Source organism: Streptomyces sp. CY-1, from assembly GCF_047218265.1.
GTDB classification, from domain to species: domain Bacteria; phylum Actinomycetota; class Actinomycetes; order Streptomycetales; family Streptomycetaceae; genus Streptomyces; species Streptomyces niphimycinicus.
Map to the genome: position 1 here is coordinate 5696882 of NZ_CP178393.1, position 25208 is coordinate 5722089.

General features: G+C 68.4%; 21 protein-coding genes, 4 tRNA genes and 1 riboswitch. Of the genes, 12 read left to right on the forward strand and 13 right to left on the reverse strand.

The annotated features are described in order from the left end of the window. Positions 1–110: 110 nt before the first annotated feature. Together ACK1X7_RS24460 and ACK1X7_RS24465 are read left to right on the forward strand one after the other, a co-directional pair. The gene (locus ACK1X7_RS24460) at positions 111–998 is read left to right on the forward strand and encodes a restriction endonuclease (RefSeq protein WP_385145927.1); all 888 of its coding nucleotides are present in this window, start codon (positions 111–113) and stop codon (positions 996–998) included. 109 nt (positions 999–1107) lie between these two features. Further along, entirely contained in the window at positions 1108–4248 is a 3141-nt protein-coding gene (locus ACK1X7_RS24465) for a DUF3427 domain-containing protein (RefSeq protein ID WP_413115630.1), read from the forward strand. 10 nt (positions 4249–4258) lie between these two features. Here ACK1X7_RS24465 and ACK1X7_RS24470 read toward each other — a convergent pair whose 3' ends face one another. Together ACK1X7_RS24470 and ACK1X7_RS24475 are read right to left on the reverse strand one after the other, a co-directional pair. Then, on the reverse strand, positions 4259–4729 hold the full coding sequence (locus ACK1X7_RS24470; protein WP_385145923.1) for an NUDIX domain-containing protein: 471 nt from the start codon (positions 4727–4729) through the stop codon (positions 4259–4261). A 3-nt stretch (positions 4730–4732) separates the two neighbouring features. Further along, a complete protein-coding gene (locus ACK1X7_RS24475) occupies positions 4733–5476 on the reverse strand; it encodes a helix-turn-helix domain-containing protein (protein WP_385145921.1) in 744 nt (247 codons plus the stop codon). Positions 5477–5817: 341 nt separating this feature from the next. On the opposite strand from ACK1X7_RS24475, the gene ACK1X7_RS24480 reads away from it, so the two are divergent. Beyond that, the gene (locus ACK1X7_RS24480) at positions 5818–6153 is read left to right on the forward strand and encodes a hypothetical protein (protein ID WP_385145919.1); all 336 of its coding nucleotides are present in this window, start codon (positions 5818–5820) and stop codon (positions 6151–6153) included. A gap of 447 nt (positions 6154–6600) precedes the next feature. After that, the gene (locus tag ACK1X7_RS24485; protein ID WP_398158403.1) at positions 6601–6900 is read left to right on the forward strand and encodes a hypothetical protein; all 300 of its coding nucleotides are present in this window, start codon (positions 6601–6603) and stop codon (positions 6898–6900) included. A gap of 80 nt (positions 6901–6980) precedes the next feature. Here ACK1X7_RS24485 and ACK1X7_RS24490 read toward each other — a convergent pair whose 3' ends face one another. The 4 genes from ACK1X7_RS24490 to ACK1X7_RS24505 all read right to left on the reverse strand — a co-directional run bounded on the left by ACK1X7_RS24490 (position 6981) and on the right by ACK1X7_RS24505 (position 12408). Continuing rightward, complete coding sequence (locus tag ACK1X7_RS24490) at positions 6981–7925, reverse strand: aldo/keto reductase (RefSeq protein WP_385145915.1); 945 nt, start codon at positions 7923–7925, stop codon at positions 6981–6983. Between the two features lie 215 nt (positions 7926–8140). Continuing rightward, positions 8141–9331: a M23 family metallopeptidase gene (locus ACK1X7_RS24495; RefSeq protein ID WP_385138748.1), complete on the reverse strand. Its 1191-nt coding sequence runs from the start codon at positions 9329–9331 to the stop codon at positions 8141–8143. 11 nt (positions 9332–9342) lie between these two features. Then, positions 9343–9477, reverse strand: a riboswitch (cyclic di-AMP (ydaO/yuaA leader). 282 nt (positions 9478–9759) lie between these two features. After that, positions 9760–11121: a PP2C family protein-serine/threonine phosphatase gene (locus ACK1X7_RS24500; RefSeq protein WP_413115631.1), complete on the reverse strand. Its 1362-nt coding sequence runs from the start codon at positions 11119–11121 to the stop codon at positions 9760–9762. Between the two features lie 516 nt (positions 11122–11637). Beyond that, entirely contained in the window at positions 11638–12408 is a 771-nt protein-coding gene (locus tag ACK1X7_RS24505) for a DUF6227 family protein (protein WP_385138739.1), read from the reverse strand. 508 nt (positions 12409–12916) lie between these two features. On the opposite strand from ACK1X7_RS24505, the gene ACK1X7_RS24510 reads away from it, so the two are divergent. The 3 genes from ACK1X7_RS24510 (at position 12917) to ACK1X7_RS24520 (ending at position 14792) form a co-directional block, all read left to right on the forward strand. Beyond that, positions 12917–13276 (forward strand): hypothetical protein, encoded by a 360-nt coding sequence (locus ACK1X7_RS24510; protein ID WP_390793801.1) that lies wholly within the window; start codon positions 12917–12919, stop codon positions 13274–13276. Positions 13277–13443: 167 nt separating this feature from the next. Further along, the gene (locus ACK1X7_RS24515) at positions 13444–14001 is read left to right on the forward strand and encodes a hypothetical protein (protein WP_413115632.1); all 558 of its coding nucleotides are present in this window, start codon (positions 13444–13446) and stop codon (positions 13999–14001) included. A gap of 275 nt (positions 14002–14276) precedes the next feature. Beyond that, positions 14277–14792: a hypothetical protein gene (locus ACK1X7_RS24520; protein WP_398158405.1), complete on the forward strand. Its 516-nt coding sequence runs from the start codon at positions 14277–14279 to the stop codon at positions 14790–14792. A 103-nt stretch (positions 14793–14895) separates the two neighbouring features. On the opposite strand, the gene ACK1X7_RS24525 is transcribed toward ACK1X7_RS24520, so the two are convergent. The 5 genes from ACK1X7_RS24525 to ACK1X7_RS24545 all read right to left on the reverse strand — a co-directional run bounded on the left by ACK1X7_RS24525 (position 14896) and on the right by ACK1X7_RS24545 (position 20335). Next, the gene (locus ACK1X7_RS24525) at positions 14896–15993 is read right to left on the reverse strand and encodes a right-handed parallel beta-helix repeat-containing protein (protein ID WP_413115633.1); all 1098 of its coding nucleotides are present in this window, start codon (positions 15991–15993) and stop codon (positions 14896–14898) included. 224 nt (positions 15994–16217) lie between these two features. Next, positions 16218–16290, reverse strand: a tRNA-Lys gene (locus ACK1X7_RS24530). Positions 16291–16397: 107 nt separating this feature from the next. After that, on the reverse strand, positions 16398–18713 hold the full coding sequence (locus tag ACK1X7_RS24535; RefSeq protein WP_398158407.1) for a DEAD/DEAH box helicase: 2316 nt from the start codon (positions 18711–18713) through the stop codon (positions 16398–16400). A gap of 382 nt (positions 18714–19095) precedes the next feature. Next, the gene (locus tag ACK1X7_RS24540) at positions 19096–19692 is read right to left on the reverse strand and encodes a hypothetical protein (protein WP_413115634.1); all 597 of its coding nucleotides are present in this window, start codon (positions 19690–19692) and stop codon (positions 19096–19098) included. Positions 19693–19984: 292 nt separating this feature from the next. Next, a complete protein-coding gene (locus ACK1X7_RS24545) occupies positions 19985–20335 on the reverse strand; it encodes a metallopeptidase family protein (RefSeq protein WP_385138718.1) in 351 nt (116 codons plus the stop codon). A 230-nt stretch (positions 20336–20565) separates the two neighbouring features. Between ACK1X7_RS24545 and ACK1X7_RS24550 the strand changes: the two genes are divergently transcribed. The 5 genes from ACK1X7_RS24550 (at position 20566) to ACK1X7_RS24570 (ending at position 23690) form a co-directional block, all read left to right on the forward strand. Beyond that, entirely contained in the window at positions 20566–22158 is a 1593-nt protein-coding gene (locus tag ACK1X7_RS24550) for a metallophosphoesterase family protein (RefSeq protein WP_413115635.1), read from the forward strand. 81 nt (positions 22159–22239) lie between these two features. After that, positions 22240–22315 (forward strand) — tRNA-Glu (locus ACK1X7_RS24555). A 195-nt stretch (positions 22316–22510) separates the two neighbouring features. Beyond that, the gene (locus tag ACK1X7_RS24560; RefSeq protein ID WP_413115636.1) at positions 22511–23335 is read left to right on the forward strand and encodes a DUF1684 domain-containing protein; all 825 of its coding nucleotides are present in this window, start codon (positions 22511–22513) and stop codon (positions 23333–23335) included. 202 nt (positions 23336–23537) lie between these two features. Next, positions 23538–23612: transfer RNA gene (locus ACK1X7_RS24565), tRNA-Asp, on the forward strand. A 4-nt stretch (positions 23613–23616) separates the two neighbouring features. Then, positions 23617–23690 (forward strand) — tRNA-Phe (locus tag ACK1X7_RS24570). Positions 23691–23796: 106 nt separating this feature from the next. Here the strand turns inward: ACK1X7_RS24570 and ACK1X7_RS24575 are convergent. Next, on the reverse strand, positions 23797–24078 hold the full coding sequence (locus tag ACK1X7_RS24575) for a tyrosine-type recombinase/integrase (RefSeq protein ID WP_385138712.1): 282 nt from the start codon (positions 24076–24078) through the stop codon (positions 23797–23799). Between the two features lie 130 nt (positions 24079–24208). Continuing rightward, positions 24209–24670, reverse strand: coding sequence for a hypothetical protein (locus tag ACK1X7_RS24580; protein ID WP_167442415.1), 462 nt, complete (start codon positions 24668–24670; stop codon positions 24209–24211). Positions 24671–25208 lie beyond the last annotated feature (538 nt).

The window sequence follows — 25208 nt, forward strand, 5'->3', positions numbered from 1 at the left end:
CGTGTGTGAGGTTCGCCCCCGGCGCGTCGGGGGCGAACCTCCCTAAATTAATACGCTTATAGGGCTAACCTCTGGGTCGACCATGATTCTTGGATCTTCGGGGACCCACGTTGGACATCGCGCCTGGCGAGAAGCGCAAGCGTACGGCGATACAAGATCGCTACGGTGGCAATCGGCAAGCAGGAATCGCGCACTCGCGCCAGAGCCCTAACGTGCTCTTGTTCTCCAACCCCGGCCGAGGCCACCAGGTGGGCTACTTCGACGGCTGGGGAGCCGACGGCTACTACCACTACACGGGGGAAGGCCAGAAGGGCGATCAGAGGATGACCCGGGGGAACCTGGCCATCCTCCAACACGCTCAGCAGGGGCGGGCCCTGCATCTGTTTGACTCGGTGGCCAAGGGCGTCGTGGCCTACATGGGAGAGTTCACACTCGCCACGGATACTCCCTGGTACTACCGGGATGCGCCGGACGCGGAGCGCGAGACCCGCAGCGTGATCATGTTTCGCCTCAAGCCCAGCGGTACTGTCGCGAAGCTCGGCGAGGATCTCGCCTTCACCCCGCGCGACGAGGACGTCGTTGAGGACGTCGAGATCGAAAAGCATCAGACGGAGCGCATGCTCGTCAGCTCGAAGACACGGGAGCGCGAGGCCGAGCGGCGCGAGGCGCCATTGGTCACCGCGTACCGCGACTACTTGGTACAACGCGGCCACACCGTCGCTCGCAAGAAGATCATCCCAGCCGGGGAGGTCAGGCCCCTCTATACCGACCTCTTCGACACCACCGACCAGATCTTGATCGAGGCCAAGGGCAGCGTGGCTCGCGAAGCAGTGCGCATGGCCATAGGGCAGCTCTATGACTACCGCCGCTATATCAAGCCCACACCGTCGCTGGCCGTACTGCTGCCCTCACGCCCACGCCAAGACCTGATCGACCTGTGCAATGTGTCGGGTGCGAGGGTGATCTGGCCCGACGGCACAGCGTTCAAGCTGGGGTAGCCCGAACTACTAGCCCAACACCGGCGCGCTTGCATCCAGTCCAGGCCCGGTGTCAGAGGCGATTGGTACAACAGCAGCACCACTGAGCCGACATCGAGGAGAGCTGCCCATGGCCGATCACCTTGCGGACCGGACGGCCCCGGTGCCTGGGTTGTATGAGCGGCTGATCACCTCCCGGATCGAGGAACAGCTCAACGCCCTGGACGCCAGCGGGTGGAAGACCATCCGGCAGAAGGTTGGCGAGCACTCCTCGCCTCACGTACTCGCCCGCCACATCGGCGAGACCGTGCGGCAGATCTTCATCTCCCTCTCGCCCGAAGAGCAGGTCGTCGCGGCGAATCACATTCTCGAGTCGATGAGCACCCTGGACGGGGCCAAACAGTGGGTGGACCTCGTCACAGACGGGCCCCATCAGCTCACGGCCATTGCCGAGCAGGAAGCGCCGGGCGTCTACAGCATTCGTCCGGCCACACCGCTATCTGAGACCGCGCTCATCACCAACGCGCCCGAGGATCCCAACCTTGGCTTCGAGCTGAGGGCCGAGCTGGCCACGGCCGACCGCGTCGATCTGCTCTGTGCGTTTGTGAAGTGGCATGGTCTACGCGTCCTGGAAGAGTCGCTCAAGGCGGCTCGCGATCGTGGAGTGCCGATCCGCGTCATCACGACCACCTACATCGGCGCTACGGAGCGACGTGCGTTGGACCGCCTCGTGACGGAGTTCAGCGCCCAGGTCAAGGTCAACTACGAGTCGCGGTCCACGCGCCTCCATGCGAAGGCATGGCTGTTTCGGCGTAACAGCGGCTACGACACCGCCTACGTGGGGAGTTCCAACCTCTCCAAGGCGGCGCTTCTCGATGGCTTGGAGTGGAACGTCCGCCTGTCATCCGTAGCGACGCCACCGGTGTTGCGGAAGTTTGAGGCCACCTTCGACTCGTACTGGGCTGAGCCCGCCTTTGAGACCTACGATCCCCAGCACGATGCCACTCGGTTAGACGAGGCCCTCATTCTGGCCAGCGGTAAGCAGAAGACCGATACCCACGCCATCAGCCTGTCCGGCCTTGAAGTACGCCCATATCCCCATCAGCAAGACATGCTCGAGCGACTCCGCATCGAGCGTGACATCCACAACCGGCACAGGAACTTGCTCGTCGCAGCGACCGGGACCGGCAAGACAGTCATGGCGGCTCTCGACTACAAGGCGCTGAAGCGCGCTCATCAAGGGCGTCCCCTCAGCATCCTCTTCGTGGCTCATCGCCAAGAGATCCTCAAGCAATCGCTCCGCACCTACCAAGAGGTGCTCGACGACGCGAACTTTGGTGAGCTGCTCGTCGGAGGAGAGGCACCAAAGGACTGGACGCATGTCTTCGCCAGTGTTCAGTCCCTCAACGCCCGGTCCCTTGAAGAGTTCGCTCCCGACCACTTCGATGTCGTGGTCATCGATGAATTCCACCATGGCGTTTCCCCCACCTATCGGCGCATCATCGACCATTTTGATCCGAGCGAGCTTCTTGGGCTGACCGCCACACCTGAGCGGATGGACGGGAGGAACGTCCAAGATGAGTTCTTCGACGGACATATCGCAGCCGAGATGCGGCTGTGGGAAGCGCTGGAGAACGATCTCCTCAGTCCGTTTCACTACTTCGGTATCGCGGACAACACCGATCTGGAAGGGCTCACCTGGAAGCAAGGCTCATATGTCGCAAGTGAGCTCGGCCAGGTCTACACCGGCAACCACGCTCGTGCTCGGCTCATCGTCAAGGCCGTCCAGGAGAAGGTCAGCGACCCAGGGATCATGCGAGCATTGGGGTTCTGCGTCACTGTGGCACACGCCCACTTCATGGCTGACTTCTTCCGTCAGGCGGGATTCAATGCCAAGGCCCTCGACGGTTCCACTCCTGCCGCTGAGCGCGCCCAGGCCCTGAGGGACCTCCGTGAAGGCAACGTACAGATCCTCTTCTCAGTCGACCTCTTCAACGAGGGGCTTGACGTGCCGGATGTGGACACCCTCCTCTTGCTCCGCCCCACGTCCAGCGCCACAGTCTTCCTCCAGCAGCTTGGCCGGGGACTGCGGCGTACGCCAGACAAGCCCGTCCTCACCGTGCTCGACTTCATCGGCCAGCACCGTAAGGAGTTCCGCTTCGAAGAGCAGTTCCGTGCGCTGACGAACTTCACCCGTCACCGGCTGACTGAGCACATGGAGCGAGACTTTCCTCAGCTCCCTTCTGGTTGCCAGATCATCCTGGACCGCAAGTCCAAGGAACGGATCCTGGACAACATCAAAAGCCAGATCAATGTCAACGTACGGCAGTTGGCACAAGAGGTTGCTGCTTACGCCGAGCCGCGACTCGACGCCTACCTTCGCGAGAGTCGCCGCGAGCTCAAGGAGCTCTATCGGGCCAACAACTCATGGACGGGCCTGCTGAGGCGAGCCAAACTCCTCACCGGCGAGCCCCCCGAAGGGGAGGCCGCACTTCTCAAACGCGTCTCAGCATTTCTCCATGTCGGTGACCCACAGCGCGTAACTGCCTACGGTCGGATGCTCGCCGATGACGCCCCCGGGTACGACTCGCTCGACCCCTCAGGGCAGGCGTACGCGCGGATGCTCTTCTTCTCCTTGTGGCCACTGGGCGGTGGGTTCAGCAACTATGCCGATGGCTTTGAGTCATTGCGCCAGCAGAGCGCCTTCCGAAGCGAACTGAGCCAGGTGCTGGCGTACAACCTGGAGCACACCGACCACTACCCCATCCCACTCTTGGGTGAGCACGGTGGCCTACCGCTGGCCATCCATGCTTCGTACAGCAGGGAGGAAATTCTCCCTGCCCTTGGGCAGGCAGAGGTAGGCGGCTTCGTGCCGGGGAATTTCCGCGAGGGTGTGAAGTGGTGCGAAGGGATCCAGACGGACGCGCTCCTCATTACGCTCGAGAAGGACGATAAGGACTTCTCACCGCAGACCCGGTACAAGGATTTCGCGATGAGTCCAGACCGCTTCCACTGGGAATCGCAGAACCAAACATCTGATTCCTCCCCCACGGGACAGCGCTACCAGCAGCACAGGGAACGAGGATCCCATGTGCTGCTCTTCGTCCGGCGCTACAAGAAGACGGACATCGCAGGGCCCCAGCCCTGGATGCTGCTCGGCCCTGCCGAATATGAATCCCACGAGGGCAGCAAGCCCATGGGCATCGTCTGGCGACTCCAGCATGAGCTACCCGCCGACGTCTGGACCTACTCGGCCATCGCAGCGGGGTAGCGCTCGTGGGTCAGCCGAGATACGGCTGGTCGCGGTGGGCCAGGAAGTGACGAAGTCGGAGCTGTTGTGTGTGGTGCATGGGGAGTTCGGCAAGTTCGTCCGGCGGGACGAACCGCAGTTCCGTGGACTCATCAGAGATCGCCAGTTGGCCGCCCGCGATGCGGGCGGTGAAGCAGACGTTGAACTGTCGGCGGACCTCGCCGTCCGTGTAGGCGATGACGTGACGCGGGTCGGTGTACGTGCCGACAAGTCCCGTGATCTCCACGTCGAGTCCGGTCTCTTCCTTGACCTCACGGACAGCCGTGCCCGGTAGGGAGTCGGTCATCTCCATGCCACCGCCGGGCAGCGCCCAAAGACCATTGTCTCGGCGGCGCTGGAGCAGGATGCGTCCGCTCTCGTCGGTGACGACAGCGGACGCGGCGACAACCAAGCTGTTCGGCTCGGGGGCGTCCGGATCGTCGTAGTACTCGGTCCGCGCCACGGGTCACACTCCCTGTACCGGCGTCGCCGTCGTCCATACGGCGTCGAAGCTCTGAGCGTAGGTGTCGAACATGCCGCCATCGCCGTGTCGGCGCAGGTGCCAGACGGGAGCTCCGTACGCGTTCACGCCCCAGACGTGGGCGTTGACCATGACTTGATCATCCGCACGATAGAGCGAGTTGTAGAGGGTTGTTCCGTGCGTCCGCACCTCGACGCCCGGGGTGTCGATGAGGGGGCGGTAGTGCAGGAGAGCGAGCCGACAGCGGGATTCGATGCCGTGGCCGAACTTCTCTTCTTGGCCCCGCTGCTGGATGTTGGGGCTGTCAGCGTCTCCGACCGCAACACGTACGGCGCAGCCTAGGGCGGCACGTTCCCGCAGTAGATCGTTGAGGCGGGGGTACGCCTCGTGCAGGAAGACGGCGGCATATACGAGCACGTCAATCCGTTCGCGGGCCTGGGTCAGCATCTCCACGAACGTGGACACGGGGATGTCCGCACGTTGGTCGTAGAGCGCCACAAGCTCGGGGCTGACCGCGCGGGCGGGGCGTGCTTGGCGGAGCGCTGGCCATAGGGCGTGCACGTCTTCTCCTAACGTTTCTGCTGCCAGGATGGCCGTGCTGCGTCGCGGCGTACGGTTGAGGTTGACCCATCTTTCAACGGATTTGGGGTCTACCTCGACCTTTTCCGCGAGGGTGGCGTATGTCCAGCCTCCGGACGCCATGACGGCACGTAGCCTCTCGTTCGGCACCTGAGTCTCTCCCCACATGTCGGGACGGCACTAGGGACGTTTTACCCGACGCGGGACGTCCCGAAGTGGGGTTTAAGGGAGGTTCCTACGTCCTGATCACAGCGCGATGATCGCGAAAAGACTCCCGCGACCGTTGCAGGCGGCCCGGGAGCGTGGTCAATGCTGTGAAGGAGCGTCAACGTGCAGGAGAATATCGCCGGACCCGTGGAATGGCTGCTGCGACTGGTAGTGCCCGCACCGGCCCGTCATCGCGCCGTTGGGGCCCGGCCCGCCATGGCATGTGTGGATGCGGATACACCGACGGTTCTCACGGCCCGTGTTTCTGTGGTGGCGGTGGCGCTGTGAGCGTACGTCCCCGTCTGCTGCCGTGGTCCGGTCCCGCAGGGCAGCGGTGTTATCTGGTCTCCGATGCGGACAGCACGGGCTACCTGTCGAAGCTGGCTGACGAAATGGAAGCGGTCCAGCTCCAGATGGGCACTGAACTCATCGGCCACGCCCGCCTGATGCTCAGCGACCGGAAAGCGGACGCCCGAGAGCTCCGCTACCTCTCGAACCGTCTGATCGAAGCGCTGCAAGACGCTCTCCGGATCTCGGAGAGTCGCGGCGGGCGTATCCCAACGCCCGACGAGGCCGAGAGTGACGGGCGGCTCGCACGGATGAGGGGGCGCAATGAGTGAGGTGCCAGGAGGCTGGCAGGTCGGTCCGGCCCCGGGGCGCGGTCTGCTTCGTACGAAGGGCGGCCTGCTTGAGCTGCCGCTTCACGTGCTCCGGCCCGGTCGCGCGTCTTTGGCATCTCTGGTGCTGACGGTGGTGGAAGCGGAGCAGTTGCACGCCGCCTTGTGCTACGCGCTTGGCGACGAGCCTGCACCCGAAAAAGCGCCGGAGTGCCGTCAGCCGGTCCGTTATCCAGGTGGCCGACAGAAGTACTGAGGCCGCGTGGCGGAATCCCACTTGAGTCGCGCGTGGCGTGGGAGTTGTTGTGGCAGTGCGGATGCGGTCGACTGGGGTGAGCCGGGACTGGGTCAACTCGGGTCACCCGCGTCCGTTTGGTGCTTGCGAGTCCGTTCGGAGCGCCTGCTGCGTAGGGTCGGAGCGAGGAGATCCTTGGAGTGGGAGGTAGTGGGATGGCTGGAGTGCCGACGGGGGTTGTGGCGGCGGGTGGGTTGGTTGGGGGGTATTCGGTGGCTCGGTGGACCAAGAGGCGGCCCTTGGGTGGGGTCGCGTTGGCCGCCGCCGGGGTCGTGGCCGCTCGGGGGTGGCGGGAGAAGGCGGGGAACGGGACGGCGGCCGCGCTCAGTGGGGCGTATGTGGCCGCCTTCGCCGGGTCGCATCCGCTCGCGAAGAAGATCGGGGCCTGGCCGTCCGTCTTTGCCGTCTCGGGTGGCGTTGCTCTCGCGTCCTGGGTGCTTGCTGATCGGCGGTAGGGGTCGTGGGCTTACGAGGGCGGGCTCGTCTGGTCTTGAGGGGCCCGCCCTCGTTGGGGGTTTGGCTGGGCGGCCGGCGCTCAGTCCGATGCCGAGGTCAGCAGGTCCAGTTCCGGCTTCGTCAGTTTGAGGTCGACCGATGCCAGCAGGGGCGGGAGTTGGTCGGTGGAGCTGGCGCTGGCCAAGGGGGCCGCGACCGTGGGCTGGGCGAGGAGCCAGGCCAGGGCGACCGTGGTGGGCTCGGTGGCGTGGTTGGCGGCGACGTCGTCCAGGGCGGCGAGGACCTTCTGGCCGCGCTCGGTCTCCAGGTGCTGGGCCGCGCCCGAGGAGCGGGGGCTGTCGACCGTCGTGCCCGGGCGGTACTTGCCGGTCAGGAAGCCGGACGCCAGGGAGTAGTACGGGATGGTCGCCAGGTGGTGGCGGGCGGCGACGTCGGCCAGCTCGCCCTCGAAGGTGTCGCGGGAGACCAGGTTGTAGTGCGGCTGGAGGGCGACATAGCGGGCCAGGCTCTCCTGGGTGGAGAAGGTCAGCAGGGCCTCCAGGCGCTCCGCGCTGACGTTGGACGCGGCGATCTCGCGGACCTTGCCCTCTCTGACCAGCTCGTCCAGGGTGCTGATGATCTCCTCCACCGGCACCGACGGATCGTCGTAGTGGGTGTAGTAGAGGTCGATGTAGTCGGTGCGCAGCCGCTGGAGGGACTCCTCGACGCCCGATTTGATGGCGGACGAGGTCAGACCGCGCGGCTCCGGGGAGCCGGCGCCCACCTTGGTGGCGAGGACGATGTCGGATCGGTTGCGCCGGGAGGCGAACCAGTTGCCGAGGATGGTCTCGGACTCGCCGCCCTCGTTGCCCGGCACCCACGCGGAGTACACATCGGCGGTGTCGATGAAATTGCCGCCCGCCGCGACGAAAGCGTCGAGCACCCTGAAGGACTCGGCCTCGTCGGCGGTCCAGCCGAAGACGTTCCCGCCCAGGGAGAACGGGAAGACGGACAGATCACCGATCTTCTGTGTGTTGTCAGCCATACGGTTTTACAACGAGTGGCCGGGCGGGGTTGTTCCTGGGGGTGGCCTCGGGCGGGGTGTTCCCTTGGGGGTCCCTGGGGGGGTCCTTGGGGGTCCTTGGGGGTCCTTGGGGGTCCTTGGGGGTCCTTGGGGGTGTTCCTGCGGGGCGGCCCGTCAGGGCGTAAACCGGCGGCCCTGGCGTCAAGGGGGGAGAGAGCGCCAGAGCCGCCGGCGTATCAGGGATTCATCCCGTGCTGGCGCAGCCAGGGCATCGGGTCGATCGGCGAGCCGCCGCCCGGCCGGACCTCGAGGTGGAGGTGCGGGCCGGTCACATTGCCGGTGGCGCCGACGCGGCCGATGACGTCGCCCGCCGTCACCTTGCCCGAGGTGACGACCATCGACGACAGGTGGCAGTACCAGATCTCGGTGCCGTCGCTGAGGGTCAGCACGATGCGGTAGCCGTACGAACCGGCCCAGCCCGCCTGGGTGATGGTGCCGCCGTGCACCGCCTTGGCCGGGGTGCCGGTCGGGGCGGCGAAGTCCTGGCCGGTGTGGTCGGCCGACCAGATGTCGCCCGCTTGGCCGAAACTCGCGGTCAGGGTGTACGAGCCGACGGGGAGGGTGTACGCGGCGGCGAGCCTGGCCTGGCGCTCGGCCGCGGCCTTCTTCTCGGCCGCCTCCTTCGCCCGCTGCTCGGCGGCCTTCTTCTCCGCCTCGGCCTTGGCCTTCCGCTGGGCGGCCACCTCCGCGGCCTGGTCGGACGCCTTCTTCGCGGCGGCCTTCGCCGCGGCGGTGCGGTTGTCCTCGTCCGCCGCGTTCTGCTGGTTCTCGGCCTGCTGGAGGATGCGGGCGCGCAGCGCCTCGCCCGCGTCGGTGGTGCCGCGCTGCTCGTCCGCGCTGGTCAGCCCGGCCTCGGAGAGGGGGGCGGCGGCCGTCTGCGGGTCACTGCTGTCGTCCGACGCCCAGGAGCCGATACCGGGCAGGTCCTTGGCGGCGGGCAGGCTGGCCTTGACCTCATCGGCGACATGGCCGAGATCCGGCATCGAAATGGGCGGCTTGGGACGGTCCTTGGCGCTGGCCATACCGCCCGCACCGACCGCCGCGATCACACCGACCCCGAGGACGGCGCCGCTGCGCGCCATGGTCCCGCCGCGCTGCTTGGCCACGCGGTGCCGGCCGCGTACGGGAGCGATGGACTCCTCGGTGGGGTTCCACTCCTCCCAGGGCTCGGTCTCGAATCCGGCACCCGGGCCCTCGAACGCGTCCCCATCCGCGTCCAGGTACCGATCGTCGGGGGCGAAGTGGCCGTCCCCGGAGCTCATCCCGCCGCCGGCATCGAAGCCGGGGCCGTAGGCGGTGGCGGTCCCCAAACCGCCTCCCCGTGTGCGATACGGGGCCTCGTCCAGGGCAGACCTATTGGACGCCACGGAGGCGCACTCCTTTCCTTCCTTCTCGCCTACCGGGTTAGCTGACGGGTTCGGAGCAGGAAGGTCTCCTACGGGTCACGTTCGACCCGATTCACCCCAAGGTGTTGGTTCCCCGGTTCCCTTGGTGCTGCTGGTGGTGCGGTACTGCCAGTGTGCGTACGGGATTCGGCGACGGCGCACGGTGCCGCCCTTGCGACGGTTGTGACGACCGCGCTGCGTTATCGAACGTTAATAGAGAGCGCGATGTGATTCCAAGCTGTTCTGAGGAATCCGCGCACCTTTGGCATGAACTTAGCGCTCAAGAAGGGACAAATAAGGGCGAGTCAACGCACTGGCCAAGGGTTCGTAAAAACGCATGCGGACCGATCGTGCAGCAATTGTTATGCGGAGGGGGCTCGGTCGACTACGCACCGTATGGACCCGGTCGGCTACGGACGGTGTGGGGGGTCGGCCTCCCCCGTATGGCCCGTGCGGTTCGCATCACCGTCGCCCTGCCCGTTCCCCCGTCCGTTCCCACGGGCCGCGGTCCGGCGGACCGCGAGCAGCGCCATGTCGTCCGATGTCCCGCCGTCCGTATGGCGCTCGACATCGGCCACCAACGCGTCCAGCAGCTCCTGCGGATCGGCGAAGCGACGGCCGCGCAGCCGCTGCTCCGGGTCGTAGAACTCGCCGTCGCGGTCCCGGGCCTCCGTCACCCCGTCCGTGAACAGCAGCAGCGTCTCCCCCTCCGCGAACCCCAGCTCCATCACCCGGTCCGGCCACCCCGCCAACTCCCCCATCCCCACCGGCAGCGCCGACGCCTCCGGCTCCAGGGCGCGCACCGCGCCGTCCTCCTCCATCAGCAGCGGCGCCGGATGGCCGCGATTGATCAGCCGCAGAGTGGAGTCGCCGCGCGGAATTTCGGCCACCACCGCCGTCGTGAACCCCTCGAACACCTCCAGGTCGGCCCGCCGGGCGCCCTCGCGCTGAAGCGCCCGCTCCAGGCGGCCCACGAGCGCCTCCAGGGTCGTCTCCTGCTCCGCCGCCTCCCGGAAGCAGCCGAGGAGGATCGCCACGACCTCCACGGCCCCCAACCCCTTGCCGCGTACGTCCCCGACGGTCAGCCGTACGCCGTGCGGAGTGTCCTGAACCGCGTACAGGTCACCGCCGATCGCCGCGTACTTCTCCGCCGGTACATAGCGCGCGGCGATCTCCAGTCCGGCCAGACGGGCGGGCGGCGCGGGCAGGACGGCGCGCTGGGCCGCCTCCGCCACTCCGCGCGCCGAGGCGAGCCGGTGGTAGCTGCGGCGTACGACACGGTTGATCGCCACCGCCAGCACGGTCACGGTGGCGACCGTGCCGATCTCGGTGGCCGCCTGGGTCGGGTCCTTCACCCCGTGCAACTCCGCCAGCAGACAGGTCGCGAGGACGGCGACGCAGGCCATGACGACGGTCTGGCGCAGCGGTAGGAGCGCCGCGGCGACCAGGGGGGCGGCGGCGAAGAAGGGCGAGGCGGTGTAGCCGGACGGGGTGGCCAGGTCGAAGCTGACGCCGGCGAGGATGAGGATGGCGGGAAGCCAGCGGGCCACCCGGCGGCCCGGCGGCCCCTGGCCGGCGTCCTCGGCCGAGCCGGGCCCCGCGGTGGGCCCGGTGAACCCGTCGGCGGAGGCGCCACCGGCCGCGGCGCCGGTGGCCATGAGCGTATGCAGGCGGGTGTGGCGGCGGTGGGTGTGCGGGCGGCTCAGCCGGGGCCAGGCCGTACGCCACTCCGTACGGGCGCCCGTACGAGCCCTGCTCCCTCGCACCCGCACCGGCTTCTCTCGCTTCCCTGGTCCGCGTCCCGCCGTCGTCACGGCGTCGCCGTCGCCGTCCTCGCCGTCCTCGCCGCCGTCGCCGCCGCCGTCGTCACCTTCGTCACCAGGCTTCCGGCTGACGGGCTGCCAGGCGAATCGGTGTCGGCCAAGCGGGTGCCGGACGGACGCCCGTGAGCGGGCCCGGCTCCGGCGCGTGCGAGGCGGGCACGCGACGGGCACGCGACGGGGGCACCGCGGGCAGACGAGGGGGCACTGCGGGCACGCGACGGGCGCGTGGCGGCGCGTCAGGGGCTGTGGGCGCGTCAGAGCCGACGAACGCCAGAGGCTACCCGGCGGGCGCGCTGCGGGCCCATCAGAGGCCACGAGGGCGTCAGCGGCCACGAGAGCGTCGGCGGCTACGGGCCCATCAGAGGTCGCGGAGCCGCCAGAGGTTACGGATGCGCCAGAGATTTACGGACGCTTCAGAGGTGACGGACGCGTCAGCGGCACCGACGCGTCAGCGGCACCGATGCGTCAGAGGTCGACGCCGAGCGCGCGGGCGTGGCGGTCCGCCGCCAGCTCCGCCGAGACCTCGTCGAGGTACACCTCGCACACCAGCCGTCCGTCCCGGGTGAGATTGTGCTCCAGCTCCCACAGCACGACCTCGTCCCCTCCCGCGAGCAGGAAGGCGTGCTCATAGAAGCGGCACCAGGTCGCGTCGGGGCCGCCGGAACGGCGCCGGGGCTTGGGCGCGAGGGCGATGTCATGGGCGAACGCGGTCGTCAGCAGCCGCTCGGTCTCCTCGCCCGGGCGGTCGGCGTTCTCCGCGCGGCGCAGGACACGACGGGCATGGTCGGCCGAATTGTCGGCCACATACGCACGGGAGCTCTCCAGGGGCTCGGCCGTGTGCAGCAGTTGGTCCGGCAGCCACAGCGGTAACCCGTCGAGCTCCTCCCAGCGGGCGCCGCCGAGGCGGTCATGGACGCGGCGCTCGGCCAGCGTCAGGGCGTCCTCGTCCGCGTAGAGCTCGTACAGCGGGCGACCGTCCTCGCCGGTGTTGTGCTCCAGTTCCCACAGCAGCAGGCTGCTGCCGTCGGGGAGCAGGAAGACATGCCGGTAGGTGCTGTAGCCAAGCTGGCCGCACCGCTCATTGCACTGTCGGCAGGACCGCAGCTCGGACTGGTGCATCAGGGCGCTCCGCGCCCGGGCCAGCACCGCCTCGCCGATCTCGAAGCCGTTCTGCGCACGGGCCAGCAGCCCGTCCATCAGCTCGGCCGGGGTCCCGTCCGCTCGTGAGTGCCCCATGTCTCTCCTCCCGCCTCCCGGCGTTGTTTCGCCGCGCCCCCCGGGCGACCACCTCGCGCACTTAGCGTAGCGGCGCGAACACGCGCCGCGCTGCGGTTCCGCGAAGCTGTCGGTGTGACTGTGCCTCACCCACTCCTGCGTCGTAGGGCTTGGATGTATCACTCGTCCGACCGGTCGAACAAGTACACGAGCGGGGCAGGGTGCGTCGGTCGGCCACCGTGGGCGCCGGGCCCCAGCGTCTCCAGGCCCCCTGCCGCGGAGCGTCTCGTAGTCGCTTCCTCTCATTCAATTAAAGGGATTCAGGTGTCCGCCGGGGCGAGAGGGGCCGAGCTGAGCCAAATGGTCCTTGTATTGGTCCCCCTTAGCGGGATTCTTGGAGAACACGCCCCGGAAGAGCAGCACTATGCCGGACGGGTGAAGCTGACTGGCGGCCCGAAGCCTTAACTGATGAGCTTCGTTGTGTCATGCGTCCGTGGAATTCGCGGAGCAACCCAGACGGAGGAATTAAGTGAACATCGGCAAGAAGGCGATTCTCCTGACCGCGGCCGCCGGCGCTCTGGTCATCGGTGGTGCCGGCGGTGCCCTGGCCAACAACAACGACGACTTCATCGTGCAGCTCAACCACTGCGACACGTCCACCGGTGCGACCACCAACACCGGCGGTGTCGCCCCCACCGGCGACCTCAACCTCGGCTCGGACTGCGTCAACTTCACCAACTCCCGCGGTTCGGTCATCCAGTCCAACGACTGCGACACGGCCACCGGTGTCACGCTGGTCACCGGCGCCGCCGCCCCGACCGGGGACACCAGCATCGGCTCCAAGTGCGCGAACATCGCCGTCGACGACGACAACGCCAAGCGTCACTGAGTCGCTGACCCTTTCATGGTGTTCCCGCCAGCGGTAACACCATGAGGCATCCCCCCCGTTGGGAATCGCGGCCCTGGAAGCTTCTCTTCCAGGGCCGCTGCCATGAAAAAGGTTTTTCGGTGACGGTGCCGAGCACATCGCGCCGAAAGCCCGATTGGAGGCTCTTCATGCACATGCGCAAAAGGTCGGCGCTTCTTGTGGCCGCCGTGGGTGCGCTGCTCATCGGCGGTGCGGGCGGAGCCGACGCCGCCGATTCCGGTCCCAGCCGCGCGACGGGCGCCAACGGCGGGACGCAGAGTAATCGCTGCACCACCAGTTCCGTCGTCGGCACCATCACCGTGGCCGCCGGCTCGACCGAGCTCAGCAATCAGACCGACTGCGTCAACACCGCCGAGTCGGGTGTGTCGGAGCAGAAGAACCGCTGCCGTACCCACTCCGTCGTCGGCCCGATCACCGTCGCACTGGCTCCCGGATCCGAAATCAAGAACGGGACCAACTGCGTCAACGTCAGCAAGTCGGGTGGTGTGACGAAGCAGACCAATGACTGTCGCACCACCTCCGTGCTGGGCCCGATCACCATCGGCCCCGGCTCCGATGTCACCACCGAGACCAACTGTGCCAATGTCTCCGGCTCCGACCCGCAGAACGGAAGTCAGGGCACCAGCGCGAACGGCACGGAGAGCGGCGGCAAGAGCGGTGGCCAGGGAAACCGTCAGCGCTCCTGAAACACCGAGCTCACCGGAGTTCACCACCGAGCTTCCGGAAAAAGCCGCTCAAGATGAACGCGGCCTTGGGGAAATTCCCCCGGGGCCGCGTTCATTTTTTGCGAAGAGAAGTCCACCGACTTCCGCACCGGCTGAATATACCTTTGCTGAACATATCTTTACTGTGGCGGATGGGTGATGCTTCGCATGGTCCCGGATCCCGGATTGCGGAAATCTCGTTCAAGAGGTGTCTGCGGATATTCGCGGAGAAGACCCGATATGGAGGCACCAGAACAATGCAGATCGGCAAGAAGGCAGCTCTCATGGCCGCGGCGGCCGCGGGCACAATGGTGGTCGGCGGCGCCGGTAGCGCGAGTGCTCATGGGCTCTTCCCGCAGTCCCCCAGTGCTCAGCGAAACCACTGTGACACCAAGACCGGTGCCACCACCAACACCGGTGTCGCGGCCCCGACCGGCGACCTCAACCTCGGCTCGGACTGCGTCAACTTCGCCAACAACGTTGGTTCGGTGATCCAGTCGAACGAGTGCGACACGGCCACCGGCCCCACCATCGTCACCACCGTGACCGCCCCGACCGGCGACACCAACATCGGCTCCGACTGCGCGAACATCGCCGTCAACGAGCCGGCCCCGGTCGTGGTCGTGCACAAGGAGGCGCCGAAGAAGCACAAGGCCAAGGAGCAGCACAAGGCCAAGAAGGTGCACAAGGCCAAGGCCGACCCGCACAAGGCCAAGAAGCACCACAAGGCCAAGGCCAAGGTGAAGGCGAAGAAGAAGGACTGCAAGCACTGACGGCCGATCTCGCGATCGAGCGCGCGGCGCCCCCGGAAGAAGCGACTTCCGGGGGCGCCGCGGCGTTCAGCCGAATTCAGTGACGGCGTTCAGCGGTGTGATTTCAGCATCCCGTGAGAGCCGGTACGCACTGGTTCGGGTTGTTCCCGATGACCGTGGTCGCGGCGAGCGAGACCGTGCCGCCGTCGGTGAAGATGCCGCCGCCCTGACCGCCATTGGCCGTATTACCGGTGACCGTGTCGCCGATCATTTGTGTCGTGCTCGCGTGCTGGAACAGCCCACCGCCGTTCAGCGTGGCGGTGTTCCCGGACACGGTGGTGGCCTGCACACGCAGTGCGCTGCCCATATTGGCGATACCGCCGCCGAAACTGCCGGCGGTGTTCTCGGCCACCCGGCTGCCGTTGATCGTCAGATCGCCGACCGCGGTGGCGATGCCACCGCCCTCGAAGTTGGTGGTCCTGTTCCGCGCGACCGTGACGGCGCCCAGCAGCGTCGTTCCGAAGTTACTGACGCCGCCGCCCGAGCTGGACGCGGTGTTGTCGGAAATGTTGCCGCCCGAAACGCTGAGGGTGGCCGACGTATTGATGTGGATACCGCCGCCGTCCCCCGCGGAATTGTGCGTCACATCCGTGGCCGAAAGCAGCGCCGAACCGCCCGAGGCGACCTCGACACCACCGCCGATATTGCTCGCGGTGTTGCCCGTGACCGTGGCGTTGATGAGCCTCAGCGAACCCGCGTCGAAGATGCCGCCGCCGTCGGTGCCCGCCCCCGAGGTCGCCCGGCCGCCCGAGAAGGTCACGCCGCCGGTGACCGTAAGGCTTCCGCCGGGCGCGATCTCCGCGAGCCGGAAGTCGCCCGCGGACGCACTGCGTCTGATGGTCGCCTGGGTCCCGCTGATGGTCACGTCACGGGTGATGAGCGGCAGTCCGTCGGCGCCGTTGGGGCCGGTGTACGCCGCGGTACCCAGCGTGTACACACACCCCGTGGCCAGGACGACAGCCCCTCCCGATGGCGAGCTGTTGGCCTCGCTCACCGCGGTGATCAGCGCTGCCACGTCCCCGCAGGGCACCGGAACCGCCTTCTCGCCCGACCCTCCTCCGGCTCCCTTCCCTTCGGCGGACGCCGGAGCGGAGACCGCCCATGCCGATACCGCCAGCGCCATGACGGGGATCAATCCGCGGATCGTTGTCGCGAGTCGCACGAGGAGTCTCCTTTAGCGTTTCCGAGCAGCGGGTCAGACGCAGCAGGTTCAGACTCTGCGGTCGAGTACCGTTCGGCATCTGCTCAAGCGCCGGTCGAGTGAGACTCGATCTTCTGTGCGACGAGGGCGTGAACACCCCGCTCCCAGACCGCGGAAGACCCCGCGACAGGCCCCCCAGAAACGACGAAACCGCAGGTCACCGATGGCGCCTGCGGTTTCCGAGGTGGGTCATCAGGGGCTCGAACCCTGAACCAATGGATTAAAAGTCCACTGCTCTGCCAATTGAGCTAATGACCCGCACCCCCGCAGCATAGCTCGGCCAGTGGCCAACACCCGAGCCAATACCCTCCGGGAGCGAAAGGCCGTGCAACAGCGCGGTGTTGCACGGCCCTCTTCACGGCCGATCAGCCGTTGCGCTTCCAGCGCGGCTTGTCGGCGCGCCGGTCGAAGGACGAGCCGCCGGAGCGCTCGTACGAACGGCCGCCGGTGGCGCCGCCCCGGTGGTCGTCACGGCGGGCCGGGCGGTCGTCGCGACGGTCGCGGTTGAACGGACGGTCCCCGCCACGGTGGTTGTGGTCGCGGCGCTCGAAGGAACGGCCACCACGGTCGTTCTCCCGGCGGTCGCGACTGAAGCCGCCACGGTCGTCACGGCGCTCGTACGGACGGCCGCCACGGTCGTCACGGCGTCCGAAGTTGCCACGGTCGTCGCGGCGGTCGCGGTTGAAGCCGCCACGGTCGCGGTCGTTGCTGTCCCGACGGTCGAAGGAACGGCCACCACGGTCGTTGTCCCGACGGTCACGGTTGAAACCGCCACGGTCGTCACGGCGGTCGTCGCGGCGGTCGCGGTTGAAGCCGCCACGGTCGCGGTCGTTGCTGTCCCGACGGTCGAAGGAGCGACCGCCACGGTCGTTGTCCCGACGGTCACGGTTGAAGCCACCGCGGTCGTCGCGACGGTCGTCACGGCGGTCCCGGTTGAAGCCGCGGTCGCGGTCGTTGTCCCGGCGGTCGAAGGAACGGCCGCCCCGGTCGTTGTCCCGGCGGTCGTACGAGGAGCGGCGCGGCGCCTCGGCGTCACTCGCACCCTCGGCGGCGTCCGCGGCCTTCACCGCGGGCACGGTCGCGGGCTCCGCCGTACGCTGCGCCGGAAGCGTCACAGCGGCCTCGGCCACCGTCTCCGCCCCGGCCTCGGCCGCGGGCTCCGCCGGTGCCACGGTCTCGCCGCGCTCGCGCGCCGCCCGCGCGGCCAGCCGGTCGGCCTCCTCGCGGAGCTCGACCGCGCGCCGCTGCACCCGCTCCAGCTCCCGGCTGAGGTCCTGCGCCTCGCGCTCGGCCTGCTTGGCGGCGTTCGAGGCCGCCTCCGCCTGCACCTCGGTGAGCGAACGCGCGCCCGTGATCTGGGCCACGTCCTCGTCGAACGCACCGCCGCCGCCGACGATGTGACGGGAGGCGTCGACGCCCGCGTCCTCCATCAGCCGGAAGATCTGGCGGCGCTGGTGCGGCAGGGCCAGCGAGACGACGGTGCCGCTCTGGCCCGCCCGGGCCGTACGGCCGGAGCGGTGCAGATAGTCCTTGTGGTCGCCGGCCGGGTCCACGTTCAGCACCAGGTCGATGCCGTCGACGTGGATACCGCGCGCGGCGACGTCGGTCGCCACCAGGACGTTGACGTACCCGTCCTTGAAGTCGGCCAGCGTGCGGGTACGGGCGCCCTGGGTCATGCCGCCGTGCAGCGCGTCGGCGCGTACGCCCGCGTCGCAGAGCTGCTCGGCGACGCGGTCGGCGCCGAGCTGGGTCCGTACGAAGATGATGGTGCGGCCCTTGCGCGCCGCGATGGCGGCGGTGACCGGCGCCTTGTCCTTCGGCTTCACGACGAGCACATGGTGGGTCATCGTGGTGACCGCGCCCTGGGCCGAGTCGACCTCGTGGGTGACCGGGTCGACCAGGTAGCGCTTGACCAGGCTGTCGATCTCGTTCTCCAGCGTCGCGGAGAACAGCAGCCGCTGGCCGCCCTGCGGCACCAGGTCGAGGATCTCGGTGACCTCGGGCAGGAAGCCCATGTCGGCCATCTGGTCGGCCTCGTCGAGGACGGCGACCTGGACCTTGTCGAGGGTCGCGGCGCCGCGGTCGATGATGTCGCGCAGCCGGCCCGGGGTGGCGACGAGGATGTCGACACCGCGCTCCAGCGCGTAGATCTGATTGCCCATCGAGGTGCCGCCGCAGACGACCTTGAGCTTGAGGCCGAGGACGTCGCCGTAAGGCTGGAGCGCGTCGCTCACCTGCATCGCCAGCTCGCGGGTCGGCGTCAGGATGAGACCCCGGGGGCGCTTCTTCTCGGTGTGTCCGCCGGCCAGCGTGGTCAGCAGCGGAAGACCGAACGAGAGGGTCTTGCCGGAGCCGGTACGGCCGCGGCCGAGGATGTCCTTCCCGGCCATGGCGTCGGGGATGGTCGCCGCCTGGATCGGGAAGGGCGTGGTCACGCCGTTCTGCGCCAGCTTGCGGACGATCTGTTCGGGGAGGCCGAGGTCGGCGAAAGTGATGTCGGGCGCCTTAGGGGTCTCGGGGGCTTCCGTGGCGGTTTGCTCGGGGGACGCCGCTGACGCCGTCTGGTCGGCTTGCTCGGCCTGCTCGTCGCGCTCGTCCCGTTCGAAGGGCTCGGCCGGAGCGGTCAGGTCGCTCGGCTCGTCGACAGCGGGCATGACGGCGTGATCAGTGGAAACGGACATGCGAAATGCGAAACCTTCCGGAGTCTCGGCACGCGCCCAAACTCCGTGTTGTCGCAAACGACCGCCTCTATGCGGTCAGCCACGGGATGGCAAGGAACGCGCCTCACGGCGCACTTTTACGAGGCGCCGGGCAAATGGGATCAAACGATCTACCACCATACGCACCTTCACCCCTCAAGAGCAAATTGGCTCCGCCGGTGGTGGACGGCGGTGCCGGGCGTGGGGATCTTCTGGGTCCGGGCCGTCTGGTGTTGGGGTTGGGTCTGGGTCGGCTGGGTTGTCGTGGGGTCGGCTGGGCTGTCGCGGGATCGGCTGGGTCGTCGTGGGGTCGGCCCGCGGCGTCCGGTGCGTCGTGGGGCCCGCCCGCGGCGTCCGGTGCGGCTCAGCCCGCCGACTGGGCAGACGGGGAGGCGGGCGCGGTCGGGGGCTCGGCGTCGGTCGGCTTCGGATCCGGCGCGCTCGGCGGCGGGCTCGTCGGCCGGGGCGCGGGGGGCGCGTCGGACGGGGTGGCACCGCCCGGCTGCGGCGGGGCGGTGGGGGCCGGGCCATGGTGCGGGGCCCCGTGCTTACCGGGCGGGGCCGAGGGCTCGGCCTCGGGGTCGGTCGCGGAGGCCGAGGCCGACCGGTCCTCGCCGTCCTTCCGCTTCTCGCCCTTCTTCCCCTTCCCGTCCCTCTTGTCCCGGTCGGAGTCCTCGTACGCACGCCCCCTGCCGTCCGACCGCACCACGGCGCCGCCCGTGTCCGCCGCGTCGCCCTTCTGGTGGGAGCCGCGGTGTTTGTCCGACCGCTCGGGGTCGTCGGCGATGCTCATGCAGCCGCCCAGCGCCATCGTGACGGCCACGAGCGCCGCGAGCGCCGCCCCGCGCGCGGCGGGACGGGGCGCGCGGCAGAAGGGCCGGGACGTCCGGGGGGAGCGGGACGTCCGGGGGGAACGGGCGGTGCGAGGAGCGGGGGATCCGGGCACGGGGAATCCAGGCATGCGCGGGACACCTCCAGACGGCAGGGATGTGACGCCCTGCCCAACTGGCCCCGCCCCGCACAGGACACGCATCAGGACACGCATACGGCGCGGACCCGGGCCCATCGCGTAGACCGCGCGTCCGGCGTCGGTCGTAGGCGGGGGCGGCCGGAGGCCGAAATCGGCTACGGGCCGGGGGCGGCGGAAGCCGGGGTCGGCTGCCGCCCGTGATCAGCCGAAGTCCGTGATCAGCCCGAGCCCGGGATCAGTCCAAGTCCGTGATCAGCCCGAGCCCGGGATGCCCAGGCCGGGATCAGCCGTAGCCGAGCGCGTGCAGCCGCTCGTCGTCGATCCCGAAGTGGTGCGCGATCTCATGGACCACGGTCACCTCGGTCTCCTGGACGACGTCCTCCCGCGTCTCGCTCATCCGCAGCGTCGGACCCCGGTAGACCGTGATCCGGTCCGGCAGGACGCCCGCGTACCACTCACCCCGGTCGGTGAGCGGCGTCCCCTCGTAGAGCCCGAGCAGCTCGGGATCCTCCGCCGACGGCTCGTCCTCCACGAACACGGCGACGTTGTCCATGAGGCGTGTCAGCTCCGGCGGAATCCGGTCCAGGGCCTCGGCGACCAGTTCCTCGAACTCCTCGCGCGTCATCTCCAGCACGAGGCCATTGTCAGGCAGCCGGGCCCGGAAAAGGAGCGGTCCGCGCCAAGGCATCCGCGCCGGACGCAGGACCGGACGCAGGACCGGACGCAGGACCGGACGCGGGACAGGCACCTGGCGCGCCCCCACCGCACGGACACCAGGGCATCAGCCACACCGCACCGCCCGCACAGGGCCCGCCCCCGCCCCGCCCAGGCATACGCCCCCGTACGGCCGGGCATACGGGAGCAATGGCCCGCGAACCGCTCCGGCTGCTCCGTGCCACCGCCCAGCGCGCACGTACCGCGGCCGTCTCCCCCATTCGCCGCTTCCGCCCCCCCTCGCGTCCCCGCTCCCCCGCCGCCTCCCCCAAAGCCACGGCGTTCGACCCCTCGGCGTTCGACCCCACCGCGCGCCCCCGCCCCCTCGTCCGCGCCGCCGGGCTGGCCGCCGTGACCGTCCTCGGCGCCTGGATCGGCCTGCTGGTGGTCGGCAGCGTCCATATCTCCGTGGGCCCCATGGACACCCGGATGGCGCTGCGGCCGTCCCTCACCGGCGGCACCAAGATCAACGTGGCCCCCCTCGGCTCGCTCGAGCTGAACAGCCACCACGCCCCGCTCCGCCTGGACGTGGATGTGGACCGGCTCGACCCCATACGCTCCCAGGCCCTCGTCGACCACCCCGAGCGGCTCTCCGGACTTCAGGACGAGGTCGCGACCGATGTCACCCGCGGCACCCTCGGCCTCGCGTTCCGCTCCTGTGTCGCCGTCGTCTTCGGCGCCACCGCGCTGGGCCTGGCGGTCTACGGCCGTCCGCGCCGGGCGCTGGCCGCCGGGGGGCTCGCGCTCACACTGCTGACCGCCTCCGGCGGCGCCGTATACGCGACCTGGAACCCCAATTCCGTCCTGGAGCCGCGCTACTCCGGGCTGCTCTCCAGCGCCCCTTCGGTGGTCGGCAACGCGCGCAGCATCGTGAGCGACTTCGACGTGTATCAGCGGGAGTTGGCCCGGCTGGTGACCAATGTCACCCAGCTCTACGAGGCGACCTCGACGCTCCCCGCGTATCAGCCCGATCCGACCACCATGCGGGTGCTGCACATCTCGGACGTCCATCTCAATCCGGCCGCCTGGCACATCGTGGAATCGCTGGTGCGGCAGTACAAGGTCAGCGTGATCATCGACACGGGCGACACGATGGACCACGGCACCGCCGCGGAGAACGGCTTCCTCGACCCCGTCTCCGACCTCGGCGCCCCCTATGTCTGGGTGCGCGGCAACCACGACTCGGCCTCGACCCAGCGCTATCTCGCCCGGCGCAAGGGGGCGCATGTGGTGGACCACGGCGAGGTGATCAACGTCGCCGGGCTGCGGATCGCGGGTATCGGCGATCCGCAGTTCACCCCCGACCGGTCCAGCGCGGCCGCCGGTGACGCGGCCGAGCACAGCGCCGGGCGGCGGCTGGCCGAGGCGATCCGGGACCGTAAGGCCACCGGCGCCCCGGTCGACATCGCCCTCGCCCACAACCCGATCGCCGCCCGGGAGACCGACGGCACGGTGCCGCTCGCCCTCACCGGCCATGTCCATCACCGCCGTACGGAGGTGCTCCCCGGCGGCACCCGGCTGATGACCGAGGGGTCGACGGGCGGCAGCGGGCTGCGGGCGGTGGACGACGGCACACCGGACACGGTGCAGGCGTCCGTCCTCTATCTGGACCGGGACACGCGACGGCTCCAGGCGTGGGACGAGATCGATCTGGGCGGCCTGGGCCTGGCGAAGGCCGAGGTCAGCCGTCATCTGCCCGCCGAGAACCGGCCGGGCGCGACGCCGAGCCCCACCACTCCGTAAACCGTTTTGGCGAACCTCACCGGCATCCCATATGCTTCTCGCGTCCCCGAAAGCGCCGCAAGGCGCCCAGGTGGGCCATCGGCCCTCATCGTCTAGTGGCCCAGGACGCCGCCCTTTCAAGGCGGTAGCACGGGTTCGAATCCCGTTGGGGGCACCACCTTCTTTATAGTCACCGCAGGTCGAAACGTACCTGCCGGTGACTTTTTTATGCGCACACGCGCTCCGAAACCCCGCGGGAGCCCCGGCACCCCCGGAACTCCCAGAACGCCCAGAACTCCCGGAATGACTTCCTCCCCCACGGGGTTGTACGCGACGGACCCGCCGCAGACCCCACGCACGCGAGGGAGCGCAGATGACCATCCAGGACGTCGACCGGATGAGCTTCGCCGAGGAGTGGGAGCGGTGGCACCGCGCCCATGAGCAGGCACTCGCCGACCCCCACGGCTTTCTCGCGATCACCAGCCTGCACTGGCTGAGCCCGGAGCCGACCCGCTTCGAGGACGCCCCCGGAGCCTGGTCCAGCGGCCCGGAGGGCGTAGTGGTCGAGCTGGCCGACGGCGAGGAGCTGACGATCGACGGCACGGCGGTGCACGGGCGGTACGTCTTCGGGGCGATCACCGAGCGGGACAGCCTGTACGCGGGGTACGGAGACGCGGTGATCGAGATCGCCAAGCGCGGCGGCCACGACATCGTCCGCCCCCGCCACCCCGGCAACCCCCTCCGCACCGCCTTCACCCACACCCCCGCCTACGCCCCCGACCCCCGCTGGGTCCGCCGCGGCCGCTACCTCCCCTTCGACGAGCCGCGCGCGATCACCGTGGGCGCCGTGGCGGAGGGGCTGGAGCACGTCTACGACTCGCCCGGCCAGGTCGAGTTCGAGCTGGAGGACGGCGAGACGTTCCGGCTCACCGCCTTCAACGGCAAGCGGCCCGGCAGCCTGATGGTCCTCCTCACCGACGCGACCTCGGGCGTGACCACCTACGCCGCGAACCGCTCCCTCCAGATCGAGGCCCCCGACGACGCCGGCCGGGTCACCCTCGACTTCAACCGCGCCACCAACCTCCCCTGCGCCTATACCGACCTCGCGACCTGCCCCCTGCCGCCCACCGAGAACCGGCTGCCGATCGCGGTCGAGGCGGGTGAGCGAATCCCCCTGGAGCGCGGCGGCCGCCCATGACGCAGGCCGACGCCGGCCGTGTTCCGACCCCTCGGTGAGCGGTCAGAACACGGTCAGAGGTCTGATACGCTGATCCAGCGACAACGACGCGGCGGAGAAAAATCAAGGCCCCGGTTCGAAATCGCGAGGAGTGCGAATCCACGGCGGGAAATTCCGTTGGGACCGCACCCCACATGTGCGAGACTCGTGCTCGTACACGCAAGGTCCTGTGGAGCAGTTTGGAGTGCTCGCCACCCTGTCAAGGTGGAGGCCGCGGGTTCAAATCCCGTCAGGACCGCTGCGGCTGGGTAGCTCAGTTGGTACGAGCGTCCGCCTGAAAAGCGGAAGGTCGCCGGTTCGACCCCGGCCCCAGCCACCGCAGCCCTTACCAGGGCAAAGCCCCCTCCCGGTCCGTCCGGCAGGGGGCTTCTTCGTTGCCTGTGACACCTACGGCTGACGCCAACGGCTCCGGATCACCGGATCTACGCCAGCCGGTCCTCCAGGCGGCCGAGCGCCTTCCGCTGCTCATCGAGCGAGGCATGGGCGTAGACCTGCATGGTCACGCAGTGATCGCTGTGCCCGGCGATCCGCTGGACGACATGTACGGGGACGCCAAGATCCAGCAACAGCGTGATGCAGGTGTGGTGGAGATCATGAAAGCGCAGATCCAAGCCGAGCCGCTTCCGCACCGGGTCCCAGCTCCGGCGCAGGTTGTCCGGCTCGTACGGCGTCCCGATCCGGGACGGGAAGACCAGCCCGGTCATCTTTCTGCCCCTCGCAGGCGGCTCGCTCCGCTCCCCGCGCACGGCCCCTTGCCCCCGGCCGGGCCTGCGCTTCTGTCCCTGCCCCGCTCCAGCCTGGGCACCGCCCAAACCCGCTCCGCCGACCGTGGGCCTACTCTGCTTCCACCTGCCACCACCAGCCCGGCTTATGAACTCGTCGCCGCCACTCAGGGGCGGCCTTTTCAAGTTCTGCTTCCAGGTTTTGGTCAAGTCGTTCGATCACACGCTTCAAGATTGCTATCTCTTGGTAAGCGCGATCAACGTGCATGTCCGGGTACTTCTGGCTCAGGTCCGTGACCGCATCTACGCGTTGGGCCAGGCGGCGATGCAGAGACTGACGCGAGATTCCCCGGTAGCTAGCCAAAGCGTCCCAGGACACACCACTGTGCCGCAGGACTGCCACGGCCAGCGCCTCTACGTGGCGCGTCATATTGAGAACATCATTCATATATTTGAGGCCGTATTCCGCGCCGTCGGATGGGCGAGCCAGGAAGACCGCCGAGGAGGCGAGCCCAAGAGCTGCTTCGCTCAGAGCCGTCAACAGGTCGTAGATGCGCTGCTCTGCGGGCGTCATAGCAGCAGGCTGCCAGACGCATGTCAGCCCGATGCTGACATTCCCAACAACCCGCCCCTTCCATCCTGGTGACAACGCAAGGGCGGCCCCCTGACGCAACCAGGGAGCCGCCGTAGACCATCCAGCCTTGGGAGACAGGATGAGTACACAACAGCGTACGGCTCGGGACACGTTCCCGGCGGCTCTCACACCAGCCGATCTTGTCACGGAGAGTCTCAACGGAAGGAAGGCGCAGACAACGGGCGTAGGCGCTGTCCTGCTCTGCGTGGTTGGCGGTGGTGAGGCAATGATCAGTGCAACGACGCACCTCGTGATCGTTTTGATTGTCTTGGTGCTGATCAGCACAGCCTGCGGCTCCTTCTCGCGCCAGGGGTCGAAAGCAGCACGCTGACGCCAGCCGTGACGCCAACGGCCGCGTACGCCGACGCCAGCAGCGGACGTCAGCGGACCGCTATCCCTGGCAGTAGTTACTCGGCCTGAGAAGCGGAAGGTCGCCGGTTCGGCCCCGACCCCAGTCACCGGAGCCCTCACCAGGACA

Excerpts from the sequence above, each read along its gene's own strand:
- ACK1X7_RS24465 (WP_413115630.1), top strand. The coding sequence starts at position 1,108 with ATGGCCGATCACCTTGCGGACCGGACGGCCCCGGTGCCTGGGTTGTAT.
- ACK1X7_RS24485 (WP_398158403.1), top strand. The coding sequence starts at position 6,601 with ATGGCTGGAGTGCCGACGGGGGTTGTGGCGGCGGGTGGGTTGGTTGGG.
- ACK1X7_RS24490 (WP_385145915.1), bottom strand. The coding sequence starts at position 7,925 with ATGGCTGACAACACACAGAAGATCGGTGATCTGTCCGTCTTCCCGTTC.
- ACK1X7_RS24505 (WP_385138739.1), bottom strand. The coding sequence starts at position 12,408 with ATGGGGCACTCACGAGCGGACGGGACCCCGGCCGAGCTGATGGACGGG.
- ACK1X7_RS24515 (WP_413115632.1), top strand. The coding sequence starts at position 13,444 with ATGCACATGCGCAAAAGGTCGGCGCTTCTTGTGGCCGCCGTGGGTGCG.
- ACK1X7_RS24520 (WP_398158405.1), top strand. The coding sequence starts at position 14,277 with ATGCAGATCGGCAAGAAGGCAGCTCTCATGGCCGCGGCGGCCGCGGGC.
- ACK1X7_RS24535 (WP_398158407.1), bottom strand. The coding sequence starts at position 18,713 with ATGTCCGTTTCCACTGATCACGCCGTCATGCCCGCTGTCGACGAGCCG.
- ACK1X7_RS24540 (WP_413115634.1), bottom strand. The coding sequence starts at position 19,692 with ATGCCTGGATTCCCCGTGCCCGGATCCCCCGCTCCTCGCACCGCCCGT.
- ACK1X7_RS24550 (WP_413115635.1), top strand. The coding sequence starts at position 20,566 with ATGGCCCGCGAACCGCTCCGGCTGCTCCGTGCCACCGCCCAGCGCGCA.
- ACK1X7_RS24560 (WP_413115636.1), top strand. The coding sequence starts at position 22,511 with ATGACCATCCAGGACGTCGACCGGATGAGCTTCGCCGAGGAGTGGGAG.
- ACK1X7_RS24575 (WP_385138712.1), bottom strand. The coding sequence starts at position 24,078 with ATGACCGGGCTGGTCTTCCCGTCCCGGATCGGGACGCCGTACGAGCCG.
- ACK1X7_RS24580 (WP_167442415.1), bottom strand. The coding sequence starts at position 24,670 with ATGACGCCCGCAGAGCAGCGCATCTACGACCTGTTGACGGCTCTGAGC.